The sequence below is a fragment of the Polaromonas sp. P1_G2 genome (assembly GCF_056405515.1).
Genome location: NZ_JBFUBY010000128.1, coordinates 1 through 12,341, shown reverse-complemented (window position 1 = coordinate 12,341; position 12,341 = coordinate 1). Strand labels below are relative to the sequence as shown.

12 protein-coding genes are annotated in these 12,341 nt (G+C 63.5%); 9 read left to right on the top strand and 3 right to left on the bottom strand.

From position 1 onward, the window contains the following. Positions 1-142 precede the first annotated feature (142 nt). From AC1D0P_RS14310 to lolA, 3 genes are all read left to right on the top strand, one after another. Positions 143-820 (top strand): Crp/Fnr family transcriptional regulator, encoded by a 678-nt coding sequence (locus tag AC1D0P_RS14310; RefSeq protein ID WP_477652686.1) that lies wholly within the window; start codon positions 143-145, stop codon positions 818-820. A gap of 207 nt (positions 821-1,027) precedes the next feature. After that, the gene (locus tag AC1D0P_RS14305; RefSeq protein ID WP_477677346.1) at positions 1,028-3,037 is read left to right on the top strand and encodes a DNA translocase FtsK; all 2,010 of its coding nucleotides are present in this window, start codon (positions 1,028-1,030) and stop codon (positions 3,035-3,037) included. A gap of 5 nt (positions 3,038-3,042) precedes the next feature. Then, a complete protein-coding gene (lolA, locus tag AC1D0P_RS14300; RefSeq protein ID WP_477677345.1) occupies positions 3,043-3,687 on the top strand; it encodes an outer membrane lipoprotein periplasmic chaperone LolA in 645 nt (214 codons plus the stop codon). 13 nt (positions 3,688-3,700) lie between these two features. On the opposite strand, the gene AC1D0P_RS14295 is transcribed toward lolA, so the two are convergent. Beyond that, positions 3,701-4,081: a nuclear transport factor 2 family protein gene (locus tag AC1D0P_RS14295; RefSeq protein ID WP_477677344.1), complete on the bottom strand. Its 381-nt coding sequence runs from the start codon at positions 4,079-4,081 to the stop codon at positions 3,701-3,703. Positions 4,082-4,213: 132 nt separating this feature from the next. On the opposite strand from AC1D0P_RS14295, the gene AC1D0P_RS14290 reads away from it, so the two are divergent. The 6 genes from AC1D0P_RS14290 (at position 4,214) to AC1D0P_RS14265 (ending at position 9,923) form a co-directional block, all read left to right on the top strand. Further along, the gene (locus tag AC1D0P_RS14290) at positions 4,214-5,515 is read left to right on the top strand and encodes a replication-associated recombination protein A (RefSeq protein ID WP_477677343.1); all 1,302 of its coding nucleotides are present in this window, start codon (positions 4,214-4,216) and stop codon (positions 5,513-5,515) included. A 265-nt stretch (positions 5,516-5,780) separates the two neighbouring features. Then, positions 5,781-6,710 (top strand): branched-chain amino acid ABC transporter permease, encoded by a 930-nt coding sequence (locus AC1D0P_RS14285; RefSeq protein ID WP_477652691.1) that lies wholly within the window; start codon positions 5,781-5,783, stop codon positions 6,708-6,710. Between the two features lie 33 nt (positions 6,711-6,743). Further along, positions 6,744-7,862, top strand: coding sequence for an ABC transporter permease subunit (locus tag AC1D0P_RS14280; RefSeq protein WP_477652692.1), 1,119 nt, complete (start codon positions 6,744-6,746; stop codon positions 7,860-7,862). A gap of 11 nt (positions 7,863-7,873) precedes the next feature. Next, positions 7,874-8,641: an ABC transporter ATP-binding protein gene (locus AC1D0P_RS14275; RefSeq protein ID WP_477652693.1), complete on the top strand. Its 768-nt coding sequence runs from the start codon at positions 7,874-7,876 to the stop codon at positions 8,639-8,641. A 14-nt stretch (positions 8,642-8,655) separates the two neighbouring features. Continuing rightward, on the top strand, positions 8,656-9,375 hold the full coding sequence (locus AC1D0P_RS14270; protein ID WP_074578237.1) for an ABC transporter ATP-binding protein: 720 nt from the start codon (positions 8,656-8,658) through the stop codon (positions 9,373-9,375). Positions 9,376-9,548: 173 nt separating this feature from the next. Then, positions 9,549-9,923 (top strand): DUF2845 domain-containing protein, encoded by a 375-nt coding sequence (locus AC1D0P_RS14265; protein ID WP_477677342.1) that lies wholly within the window; start codon positions 9,549-9,551, stop codon positions 9,921-9,923. A gap of 197 nt (positions 9,924-10,120) precedes the next feature. Here the strand turns inward: AC1D0P_RS14265 and AC1D0P_RS14260 are convergent, their stop codons facing one another. Then, positions 10,121-11,119 carry a Bug family tripartite tricarboxylate transporter substrate binding protein gene (locus AC1D0P_RS14260; RefSeq protein ID WP_477677341.1) on the bottom strand — a complete coding sequence of 333 codons (999 nt, stop codon included), beginning with the start codon at positions 11,117-11,119 and terminating at the stop codon, positions 10,121-10,123. Between the two features lie 173 nt (positions 11,120-11,292). Further along, positions 11,293-12,341 (bottom strand): CDP-6-deoxy-delta-3,4-glucoseen reductase (locus AC1D0P_RS14255; protein WP_477677340.1); only part of this gene is annotated, 1,049 nt, incomplete at its 5' end.

Genomic DNA, 12,341 nt, shown 5'->3' with positions numbered 1-12,341 from the left:
CAGGTAGAGTCGTGCCGCATAAGCGCAGCGCAAGGTAAAAACCGTCGGGTAATACTTTTGCGGCATTTGGTTTTATAAATTACGTGCCATTGTAAGAACTCACGCGACGTCCCGTTGTTTGTGAGGTTGGGAGATATCAGATATGACGACGATGGTGTCCAACCTGGAATTGATTCGCCGGGTGCCCCTTTTCTCCGTGTTGACGGCCGCCCAGGCCGCATCGGTCGCCGATACGGTGGTCAAGCGCCGCTTCAAGCGGGGCGAGCCCATCGTCGAGCAGGGCAAAAAATCCAATGCCCTGTCCATCATCCTGACGGGTCGCGCCCGTGTCGTCACTACCGACGCCCGTGGCCGCGAGGTCATCCTGGCGACCATGCACCCCGGCGATTACGTCGGCGAGATGAGCTTGATCGACAACGAACCCCATTCGGCCACGGTGCGCGCCGAGATCCAGACCGACGCCCTGATCCTGGGCCGCCTCGAATTCGCGCGCTGCCTGCCCGAGAACAGTTCCATGGCCTATGCCGTGCTCAAGGGCTTGGTGCAGCGCCTGCGCCACGCCGATCGCCAGATCGAATCGCTGGCCCTGATGGACGTCTACGGCCGCGTGGCCAGGGCCCTGCTGGAATTTGCCAGCGACGACGGCACCGGCAACACCGTGATCCGCGACAAGGTCTCGCGCCAGGATCTGGCCAAGATGGTCGGCGCCTCGCGTGAAATGGTCAGCCGGGTCATGAAAGACCTGGAGGAGCGCGGTTTCATCGAAACCCGGGAAGATGGCTCCGTGCTGGTCAAGGAACGCCTGCACACCCTGGGTTAACGCGCCCAGCMCGCCGCCCGCCATCCGCTTTGGCGCCCCTGGCGCCCTTCAGAGCGCTCGCCCAACTGCGTTAAGCTTCAAGCCGGGCCATGACTTACTCACTTGACACCCTGAACTCCAGAAACTCCCCCGCCACGGGCACGCCCGGCGGCATCAAACGCGCGGGCCGCCGGCGGCCAGGCCTGGCTGCGATCACTGGCGAGGTGGTTGCGCGGCGAACCGGTGGCGGACGGGGAGTCCCACCGCATCCGTTTCTGGCTCAGCCTGGCGTTGTTGCTGGTGGCCTGTACGGCGCTGGAATGGTCGCGCCTCTACCGTTTTGAATTGAAGCTGCCCGGCCATGCGGGCGGGGTGCTGGGCTATCTGGTCGGCTCGATGGGCGAGAACTGGCTGGGATTCGCCGGCTCCGGCCTGGTCTTCATCGCGCTGGGCGTCATCGCCGTGTCGGCCGTGTTCGGTTTTTCGTGGGCCCATGTGGCGCTGCGCGTCGGCGCCTGGATAGACAACCTGATCGATTCGCGCCGCGAAAAGCGCGAGATCGCCGAAGACCTGGCCTTCGGCAAGCTGGCGGCCCGCGAGCGCGAGGAAACGCTGATCGACGAGCGCATCGAAATCGAGGAACACCATCCGGTGCCGGTGCTGATCGAACCCGTGCTGGTCGACATTCCCAAGAGCGAGCGCGTTGCCAAGGAGCGGCAAAAGCCGCTTTTCAGCGAAATGCCCGACTCCAAGCTGCCGCAGGTCGACCTGCTCGACGGTGCACTGAGCCGACAGGAGACCGTCGCCCCCGAGACGCTGGAGATGACCTCGCGCCTGATCGAGAAAAAGCTCAAGGATTTCGGCGTCGAGGTGCGTGTGGTCGCCGCCGCGCCAGGCCCCGTCATCACGCGCTATGAAATCGAGCCGGCCACCGGCGTCAAGGGCTCGCAGGTCGTCAACCTGGCCAAGGACCTGGCCCGCGCGCTGAGCCTGGTGTCGATCCGCGTGATCGAGACCATTCCCGGCAAGAACTACATGGCGCTGGAGCTGCCCAACGCCAAGCGCCAGTCCATCAAGCTCAGCGAAATCCTGGGCTCGCAGGTCTACAACGAGGCCAAGTCCCTGCTCACCATCGGCCTGGGCAAGGACATCAGCGGCGCCGCCGTGGTGGCCGACCTCGCCAAAATGCCGCACTGCCTGGTGGCCGGCACCACCGGCTCCGGCAAGTCGGTCGGCATCAACGCGATGATCCTGAGCCTGCTCTACAAGGCCGATGCGCGCGACGTGCGCTTGCTGCTGATAGACCCGAAGATGCTGGAGATGAGCGTCTACGAAGGCATTCCGCACCTGCTGGCTCCGGTGGTCACCGACATGCGCCAGGCGGCCCACGGCCTGAACTGGTGTGTGGCCGAAATGGAAAAGCGCTACAAGCTCATGAGCAAGCTGGGCGTGCGCAACCTGGCCGGCTACAACACCAAGATCGACGAAGCCAAGGCCAAGGGCGAATTCATCTACAACCCCTTCAGCCTCACACCGGAGCAGCCCGAGCCGCTGGAGCGGCTGCCCTACATCGTGGTGGTGATCGATGAGCTGGCCGACCTGATGATGGTGGTCGGCAAGAAGATCGAGGAACTTATCGCCCGCCTGGCGCAAAAAGCCCGCGCCGCCGGCATCCACCTGGTGCTGGCCACGCAGCGCCCCAGCGTCGACGTCATCACCGGCCTGATCAAGGCCAATATCCCGACCCGGCTGTCCTTCCAGGTCAGCAGCAAGATCGACAGCCGCACCATCCTGGACCAGATGGGCGCCGAGGCTTTGTTGGGAATGGGTGACATGCTTTACATGCCGAGTGGTACAGGCTTTCCAATCCGGGTGCATGGTGCGTTTGTGAGTGATGACGAAGTGCACCGCGTGGTGGCCTATCTCAAGCAGCAGGGCGAGCCCAATTACATCGACGGCGTGCTCGAAGGCGGCACCGTCGATGGCGAGGACGGCGACCTGCTGGGAGATGGTGGTAGTGGCGGCAACGGCGGCGGCGAAAAAGACCCGATGTACGACCAGGCTGTCGAGGTCGTGCTCAAGAACCGCAAGGCCAGCATCTCGCTGGTGCAGCGTCATCTCAAGATCGGCTACAACCGCGCCGCGCGGCTGGTCGAAGACATGGAAAAAGCCGGGTTGGTCAGCGCCATGAGCGGCAGCGGCCAGCGCGACATCCTGGTGCCCGCAAGGGCGGAGTGACGATCATGAAGAAATTTATTGCAACGATGCTGGTGGCGCTTTGCGCGCATCCCGCCTGGGCCAATGGCCTGGACAGCCTGGAACTTTTTGTGAAGACCGTCAGCAGCGGCCGCGCCGAGTTCACCCAGGTGGTCACCGCGCCGGCCAGGGACGGCCAGGCCGCGCGCAGCAAGACCTCCACCGGCACGTTCGAGTTTTCCCGGCCGAATCGCTTTCGTTTTGTCTACAAAAAGCCGTTCGAGCAAAGCATCGTGGCCGACGGCCAGACCCTGTGGCTGCACGATGTGGACCTGAACCAGGTCACCTCGCGCAAGCAGTCCAGCGCCTTGGGTTCAACGCCCGCGGCCCTGATTGCCGCAGCCCCCGATTTGCGCGCCTTGCAGGCCGATTTCAACCTGGCCGCCGCACCCGATGCCGACGGCCTGCAATGGGTGGTGGCCACGCCCAAAAGCAAGGAGGGCCAGCTGCAGGCCGTGCGTGTGGGTTTTCGCCCCGGCGAAAAATCCTCGGGCCTCGCCGCACTGGAGATCATCGACAGTTTCGGCCAGCGCTCGGTGCTGAGTTTCAGCAAGGTCGAGGTCAATCCCAACCTGCCGCCCGACACCTTCCGCTTTACGCCGCCCAAGGGCGCTGACGTGATCCGGCAGTAAACAGCTCCGGATTTCAGGTCAGCGGAGGTTTGGGAAGCCGCTGCGCGGGGTCGTAGAAAAACGTTTCCTCCGCGATGCGCTCGCCTTCCCAGCGTTGCCAGGCAAGTTCCTCCATCTCGGTGCGGCTGCCGTCCTGCCATTCGAAGCGGAAGATCCAGCGGATCACCACGTGGTCGCCGTCGAGCAGGGCGGGGCGCACGCAGGTCGAGGTCAGCGACTTCGCCCTTTCCATCACCTTCTGCTCGCCCAGGACCAGGTTGGCGCGGCCCACGCGTGGCGCGGACTGGTTTTCCTGCATGGAGGCATTCTCGGTGTAGAACTCTTCAATGGCTTCGGCATGGGCGTTTTCTTCAACGCGCGCGATAAATCGTTCCAGTGTTTCGGGGCTTGGCATGGCGTTTCCTTGGAAGGGGATGATGGTGTTTTACACGACTTGCCGTAACCCTGCCGCCGACCCGGCTCGGTGGCTTAGACTTCTGGCATCGCAGTTTCCGATTTTCTGGTCTCCCCTGTTTCCCGCCCTCCCGTGAAAGCCGCTTCCTCCACCCACCAGCCCCTGGCCGAACGCCTGCGCCCGCAGAACCTGGGTGAGGTCATAGGYCAGCAGCACCTGCTGGGCGAGGGCATGCCGCTGCGCATCGCCTTCGAGTCCGGCCAGCCGCACAGCTGCATCCTCTGGGGCCCGCCCGGTGTGGGCAAGACCACCATCGCGCGGCTCATGGCCAGCAGTTTTGACGCGCACTTCATCACCATCTCGGCTGTGCTCGGGGGTGTCAAGGACATCCGCGAGGCGGTGGAACAGGCCAGCATCTGGCAGGCGCAAAGCGGTCGCCGCACCATCGTGTTTGTCGACGAGGTGCACCGCTTCAACAAAAGCCAGCAAGATGCGTTTTTGCCGCATGTCGAGAGCGGGCTTTTCACCTTCATAGGCGCTACCACCGAAAACCCCTCGTTCGAGGTCAACTCGGCCCTGCTGTCGCGCGCCGTGGTTTATGTGCTGCAGCCGCTGGGCGAAGCCGACCTGAAGCAGATCGTGGCCAAGGTCCTGGCCGAAAAAGCGCTGCCGGCCATCGAGACCATCGCGGCGGAGGCTGCCGACCGCTTGGTGGCCTATGCCGACGGAGATGCCCGGCGCCTGCTCAACACGCTCGAGTCGCTCAGCGTCGCGGCCAAGGCTGAAAAAGTCACCGAGGTCACCGACGCCTGGCTGCTCAAGGTGCTGGGCGAGCGCCTGCGCCGTTACGACAAGGGCGGCGAGCAGTTCTACGACACCATCTCGGCCCTGCACAAGTCGGTGCGCGGCTCAGACCCCGACGCCGCGCTTTACTGGTTCATGCGCATGCTCGACGGCGGCGCCGAACCGCGCTACATGGCGCGCCGGCTTGTGCGCATGGCCAGCGAGGATATAGGCTTGGCCGATCCCCGGGCCTTGCGTATGGCGCTGGATGCCGCTGAAGTCTATGAACGCCTGGGCTCACCTGAAGGGGAGCTGGCGCTGGCCCAGTGCGTGATCTACCTGGCGGTGGCGCCCAAGTCCAACGCGGTCTACAAGGCCTTCAACGAAGCCAAGGCTTTTATCGCCAGGGACGGCACCCGGCCGGTGCCCCTGCATTTGCGCAATGCACCAACAAAGCTCATGAAACAGCTGGATTACGGCAAAAATTACCGTTACGCCCACGACGAGGAAGACGGCTTCGCGGCCGGCGAAAACTACTTTCCCGARGGCATGCAGGCCCCGGGCTTCTACCGGCCCGTCAACCGGGGGCTGGAGATACGCATCGCCGATAAGTTGAATGAGCTGAAAATAAAGAACAATAAGAAAGGCTAATAAAAAACAAAAGCCGCTGATAAAGGCTGCTTCGGCCGAAAAAATCCCCTTTCTCAAGGGTAAACCCCGCGTAAACCGCAGCGCTGGCTCGATTCTCGCTAGAGACGCTTGGCTACAATTTGCGGATTAGCTCGCCATCTTCACCAGCCAACCGGCTTTGATGGGCGGGCTTTTTGTTAACTCGCGCCAGCCGCCGGTGATCCCGGCGTAGGGTGGCCGCCAGGCGGAGTTTGCAATTTCAATCAATCGGACGGGAGAGTGAGTTATGGAAATATTGCTTCAGCAGATCATCAATGGTCTGGTCCTGGGCAGCATGTATGCCCTGATCGCCCTGGGCTACACGATGGTGTACGGCATCATCAACCTGATCAATTTCGCGCACGGCGAGGTACTGATGGTGGGCGCGCTCACCAGCTGGACCATCATCGGCCTGATGCAGAGCGCCATGCCGGGCACGCCGGGCTGGCTGATCCTGCTGATATCGCTGCTGATCGCCTTTGTCGTTTGCGGCGCCCTCAATTTCGCGATTGAAAAAATCGCCTACCGGCCGCTGCGAAACTCCCCCAAGCTGGCCCCGCTGATCACCGCCATCGGCATGTCGCTGCTGCTGCAGACGCTGGCCATGATCATCTGGAAGCCCAACTACAAACCTTATCCCACCCTGCTGCCGAGCGAGCCTTTCCAGGTCGGCGGCGCCGTCATCACGGTGACCCAGCTCTTCATCCTGGGCGCCACCGCTGTCTCCCTGTCCGTGCTGATGTGGCTGGTGCACTACACCAAGCTGGGCCGCGCCATGCGGGCCACCGCCGAGAACCCGCGCGTGGCGGCACTGATGGGCGTCAAGCCCGACACCGTCATTTCGGCCACCTTCATCATCGGCGCCGTCCTGGCCGCGCTGGCCGGCGTGATGTACGCCTCCAACTACGGCACGGTGCAGCACACCATGGGCTTCCTGCCCGGCCTCAAGGCCTTCACGGCGGCCGTGTTCGGTGGCATCGGCAACCTGGGCGGTGCGGTGCTGGGCGGCATCCTGCTGGGCCTGATCGAATCGATAGGCGCGGGCTACATCGGGCCGCTGACGGGCGGTGTGCTGGGCAGCCAGTACTCCGACATCTTCGCCTTTATCGTGCTGATTTTTGTCCTCACGCTGCGGCCTTCGGGCTTGCTGGGTGAGCGTGTGGCGGACCGGGCGTAAGGCCCGTCCATCCGGTACACAAGGAGAATATTGATGAATTCCACACAATCCAAAAAACTGGTGACCTTCCTGGTCGTCGCGGCGGCGCTGCTGGTGCTGCCCCTCTTGTTGCAGCAGGGCGGCAACGCCTGGGTGCGCATCGTCGACATGGCGCTGCTCTATGTGCTGCTGGCCCTGGGCCTGAACATCGTGGTCGGCTACGCCGGCCTGCTGGACCTGGGCTATGTCGCCTTCTTCGCCGTCGGCGCCTACCTGTTCGCGCTGCTGGGCTCGCCGCATCTTGCCGATGCCTTCCCCTGGATCGCTGCGCAGTTCCCGAACGGGCTGCATTTGCCGATCTGGGCCATCATCCCGGCCGCGGCGGCGCTTGCCGGCTTTTTCGGCGTGGTGCTGGGCGCCCCGACGCTCAAGCTGCGCGGCGACTACCTGGCCATCGTGACGCTGGGCTTCGGTGAAATCATCCGGGTGTTCCTGAACAACCTGGATCGCCCCATCAACCTGACCAACGGGCCCAAGGGCATCAACCAGATCGACTCGATGAAGTTCTTCGGCTTCGACCTGGGCAAGCCGCATGAGTTCTTCGGCTTCGAGGTCAACTCGGTGTCCATGTATTACTACCTGTTCCTGGTGCTGGTGATCGTCTCGGTCGTCATCTGCCACCGCCTCGAAAACTCCCGCATCGGCCGCGCCTGGATGGCCATCCGCGAAGACGAAATCGCAGCCAAGGCTATGGGCATCAACACCCGCAACCTGAAGCTGCTGGCTTTCGGCATGGGCGCCACCTTCGGCGGCGTGTCCGGCTCGATGTTCGCGGCCTTCCAGGGTTTTGTCTCGCCCGAATCCTTCAGCCTGATGGAGTCCGTCATGATCGTCGCCATGGTGGTGCTGGGCGGCATCGGCCACCTGCCCGGCGTCATCCTGGGCGCCTTGTTGCTGGCCGCGCTGCCCGAGGTGCTGCGCCACGTCGCCGGCCCGCTGCAGGCCATGACCGATGGCCGCCTTGATTCCGCCATCCTGCGCCAGCTGCTGATCGCGCTGGCCATGATCACCATCATGCTGATGCGTCCACGCGGCCTGTGGCCGTCCGCGGAACACGGCAAGTCGCTGAACAAGGTCGTCGGCAAAGACCCCATTCAGTCAATCAACCCTTAAGGAGAATGGACATGAGCGAAACCATTCTTAAAGTCTCCGGTGTCTCCAAGCGCTTCGGCGGCCTGCAGGCCCTGAGCGACGTCGGCATCCACATCGAGCGCGGCCAGGTGTACGGCCTGATCGGCCCCAACGGCGCCGGTAAAACCACTTTCTTCAACGTGCTGACCGGCCTTTACACGCCCGACAGCGGCAGCTTCGAGCTCGCCGGCAAGGCCTACAAGCCCACCGCCGTGCATGAAGTCGCGAAGGCCGGCATCGCCCGCACCTTCCAGAACATCCGCCTCTTCGCCGACATGACCGCGCTCGAGAACGTGATGGTCGGCCGCCACATCCGCACCAAGTCCGGCCTGCTGGGCGCTGTGTTCCGTTCGCCGGGCTTCAAGCACGAGGAAGCCGCCATCGCCAAGCGCTCGCAGGAACTGCTCGACTACGTCGGCATCGGCAAGTACGCCGACTTCAAGGCCCGCACCCTGAGCTACGGCGACCAGCGCCGCCTGGAAATCGCCCGGGCGCTCGCCACCGACCCGCAGCTGATCGCGCTCGACGAGCCGGCCGCCGGCATGAACGCCACCGAAAAAGTGCAGCTGCGCGAACTGATAGACCGCATCCGCAAGGACAACCGCACCATCCTGCTGATCGAGCATGACGTCAAGCTGGTCATGGGCCTGTGCGACCGCGTCACCGTGCTCGACTACGGCAAGCAGATCGCCGAAGGCGCGCCCGCCGACGTGCAAAAAGACGAAAAAGTGATCACCGCCTATCTGGGCACAGGTCATTGAAGGAAAGCAAGAACATGGCAGCAAACACACTCCTCAAGGTGACCGGCCTGAAGGTCGCTTACGGTGGCATCCAGGCGGTCAAGGGCGTCGACTTCGAAGTCCACGACGGCGAACTGGTCACGCTGATCGGCTCCAACGGCGCCGGCAAGACCACCACCATGAAGGCCATCACCGGCACCCTGCCGATGCTGGACGGCGACATCGAATACCTCGGCAAGAGCATCAAGGGTCGCGGCGCCTGGGACCTGGTCAAGGAAGGCCTGGCCATGGTGCCGGAAGGCCGCGGCGTGTTCACCCGCATGACCATCACCGAAAACCTGCAGATGGGCGCCTACATCCGCAGCGACAAGGCCGGCATTGCCGAAGACATCGAGAAGATGTTTGTGCTGTTCCCGCGCCTGCGCGAGCGCAAGGACCAGCTGGCCGGCACCATGTCCGGCGGTGAGCAGCAGATGCTGGCCATGGGCCGCGCGCTGATGAGCCGTCCCAAGGTGCTGCTGCTCGACGAGCCCTCCATGGGCCTGTCGCCCATCATGGTCGACAAGATCTTCGAGGTCGTGAAAGACGTCTCTTCGCGTGGCGTGACGGTGCTGCTGGTCGAGCAGAACGCCAGCCGCGCGCTTGGCATCGCCAACCGCGGCTACGTCATGGAGTCGGGCAACGTCACCATGAACGGCGACGCCAAGCAGCTGCTCAGCGACCCGCGCGTGCGCGCCGCCTACCTCGGCGAGTAAGCCATTGCATTGCGCCAGCCCGCGCGCCGCACGGCGCCGCGGGATGCGCATTGCAGCCGTAACACCGGCGGGCCGGCCCGGGGCCATAAATTCCTTGCCGCGCCAAATCTTTGCGCATAAAGTTCAAAGGGTGCGCCGCACGCGCATCTTTACCGAACCCTGGGATGCAAAAAATGAATCCAATCTTTGTCCGCGCCGCCGCCGTGACCCTGGCCCTCCTGGCTTCTTCCGCGTTCACCGGCGCCTCCGCTCAGTCGCTGCGCTGCAAGGGAGACCTCGCGCAGATCGGCAACTCCAAAGGCACCATCCTGCAAAAATGCGGCGAGCCCGTCCTGAAAGACAGCTTCTGCAAGCCCGTGCAGGAAACGGTGGCCGGCGCGCCCGTCGTCTCCGGCAACAGCACCAACGTCACCAACATTACCGTCAATAGCTGTGTGCAGGTCGAAGAGTGGACTTACAACCCCGGCTATGGGCAGTTCATGACCATGCTGTTGTTTGAGGGCGGTTCGCTTGCAAGCATCCGGTATGGTGAACGCGTGACCCGTTGAGGTGGCCCCCACGCTCCCCACTGCGTGTGGTTCGCTGCCCCCCTCGGGGGCCGCTGCGCCTACGGCCCGGCAAAGCCGGTTCCGTGGCCCCTGCTTGAAAAGGCGGGGGCTCACGGCGGTGAGTAATTAAAAAAGGCCGGCTCCTTTTATGGATGCCGGCCTTTTTTATGGGCGCTGGATCGCTCCAGGCCCCTGGATCAGTCCACCTTCGCGCCGGAGGCTTTCACCACTTTTTCATACTTGGCGAGTTCGCTCTTCATGAAGGCGCCGAACTGTTCGGGCGTGCTGCCCACGGGCTCGGCCATCAGCGTGGCGAAGCGGGCCTTGGCTTCGGGAGAGTTCAGCGCGGCGACAAAGGCGTGGTTGAGCTTGGCCACCACGTCTTTCGGCGTGCCCGCGGGTGCCACCAGGCCCCACCAGGTGTCGATCTCAAAACCCTTGAGCGTTTCGGCGACCGCCGGCACGTCGGGCAGCATGGCGCTGCGCTGGGCCGTCGTGACCGCCAGGGCCTTGAGCTTGCCGGCCTTGATATTGGCCGAGGCGGTGGCGAGGTTGTCGAAGTTGTAGTCCACCTGGCCGCTGAGCAGCGCCAACTGCGCGGGGTTGCCGCCGTTGTAGGGAATGTGCAGCGCGAAGATGCCGGCCCGTGCCTTGAACATCTCTCCGGCCAGGTGGCCCGCGCTGCCGTTGCCGCCGCTGGCGTAGTTGAGCTTGGCCGGGTTGGCTTTGGCGTACTTGATCAGGTCGGCAAGCGTGTTGATGTTCAGGCGCCGCGCGGCGTCGGCGTTCATCACCAGCACATTAGGCACACGCACCATCTGCGTGATGGGCGCGAAATCGGTGGCCGCGTTGTACGGCATCTTGCTGTAAAGCCAGGGGTTGATGGCATGCGTAGCCACCGCCGAAATGCCGACCGTGAGCCCGTCGGGCTGGGCCTTGGCGATCGCGTCGACGCCGATGTTGCCGCCGCCGCCCGGCTTGTTTTCAATGATCACGGTGCCCAGCGAGTCTTTCACGCGCTCGGCCATCAGGCGGGCCGTCGCGTCGATGGGGCCGCCGGCCGCATACGGCACGATGATGCGCATGATTTTGGCCTGGGCCAGCGCCGGGGCGGGCGACAGGGCCGCGCCGGCCATGAAAAATAACGCCAGGCTTTTGCCCAGCAGGGAGGGAAGGGTGAGAGGACGAATGTTCATGCCCTATTGTTGCAAAAAATTATTGCGCCTCGCTGTCACGCAGTCCTTGCCCTCTCGATCAATTCGCACATAAAAAAGCCCCGGCTGATGCATCAGCCAGGGCGTTTCTTGTTCTTCTTCTTTATTCTTCTTGTTTGTCGGGAGTGTGCCCGCCTGATTTAAAGTTTCAGGTGTCAGGTCTCCGCGGGCACGGTGGCCTGGGCTTTTTCTTTTTCGGTCACAAAAGAGTCGGCATAAAACTCGTCTTCCGGCAGGCCGGCCGCAGTGTACGCGGCCTGGGCCGAGTCCACCACGATGGGCGCGCCGCAAGCATACACCTGGTGGCCCGACAGGTCGGCGAAATCTTCCAGCACCGCCTGGTGGACAAAGCCGGTGCGGCCGGTCCAGTTGTCTTCGGGCAGGGCATTCGAAACCACCGGTATGTAGCGCAGATTCGGCATTTCCGCGGCCCTGGCCTTGACCCATTCGTCCATGTACAGGTCGGCCGGGCGGCGGCCGCCCCAGTAGAGCACCGCTGGGCGCGTGCTGCCCTTGAACTGCAGGTGTTCGATCAGCGCCTTGATGGGCGCAAAACCGGTGCCCGAGGCCAGCAGCACCATGGGCTTGTCGCTGTCTTCGCGCAGGTAGAAGCTGCCGAAGGGGCCCTCGATGCGCAGGATTTCCTTTTCCTTCATGGGGCCGAACACGTGCTCGGTGAATTTTCCGCCCGGCATGTGGCGTATGTGCAGTTCCACGCCCGGGTTTTCGGCCTGGGTGTGCGGCGCGTTGCCCATGGAATAAGCGCGGCGGTCGCCGTCGCGCAGCAAGAACTCCACGTACTGGCCGGCGTGGTACTTGAACACGTCGCTGGCCGGCAGCTGCAGGCGCACCACCATCACGTCGTGCGAGGCCTTGGCCAGGCTGTTGATGCGCACCGGCATCTTCTTGACCGGGAAGGCGCTTTCATCAGTCACGTGGCGCGACTCGATGACGACGTCGGAATGGGCCGTGGCGCAGCAGGTCAGGATGAAGCCGGCGGCTTCTTCTTCGGGCGACAAGGCCTTGACCTGGTGCGCACCGTGGGTCACCGTACCCTCGAGTTTTTTCGACTTGCAGGAACCGCAGGCGCCGTCCTTGCAGCCGTAGGGCAGGCCTATGCCCTGGCGTATGGCGGCGGCCAGCAGGGCTTCGTCCACCTGGGCAATGAAAGTCCGGCCGCTGGGCTGCACGGTCACGTTAAAGC

Excerpts from the sequence above, each read along its gene's own strand:
- AC1D0P_RS14310 (WP_477652686.1), top strand. The coding sequence starts at position 143 with ATGACGACGATGGTGTCCAACCTGGAATTGATTCGCCGGGTGCCCCTT.
- lolA (WP_477677345.1), top strand. The coding sequence starts at position 3,043 with ATGAAGAAATTTATTGCAACGATGCTGGTGGCGCTTTGCGCGCATCCC.
- AC1D0P_RS14295 (WP_477677344.1), bottom strand. The coding sequence starts at position 4,081 with ATGCCAAGCCCCGAAACACTGGAACGATTTATCGCGCGCGTTGAAGAA.
- AC1D0P_RS14285 (WP_477652691.1), top strand. The coding sequence starts at position 5,781 with ATGGAAATATTGCTTCAGCAGATCATCAATGGTCTGGTCCTGGGCAGC.
- AC1D0P_RS14280 (WP_477652692.1), top strand. The coding sequence starts at position 6,744 with ATGAATTCCACACAATCCAAAAAACTGGTGACCTTCCTGGTCGTCGCG.
- AC1D0P_RS14275 (WP_477652693.1), top strand. The coding sequence starts at position 7,874 with ATGAGCGAAACCATTCTTAAAGTCTCCGGTGTCTCCAAGCGCTTCGGC.
- AC1D0P_RS14270 (WP_074578237.1), top strand. The coding sequence starts at position 8,656 with ATGGCAGCAAACACACTCCTCAAGGTGACCGGCCTGAAGGTCGCTTAC.
- AC1D0P_RS14265 (WP_477677342.1), top strand. The coding sequence starts at position 9,549 with ATGAATCCAATCTTTGTCCGCGCCGCCGCCGTGACCCTGGCCCTCCTG.
- AC1D0P_RS14260 (WP_477677341.1), bottom strand. The coding sequence starts at position 11,119 with ATGAACATTCGTCCTCTCACCCTTCCCTCCCTGCTGGGCAAAAGCCTG.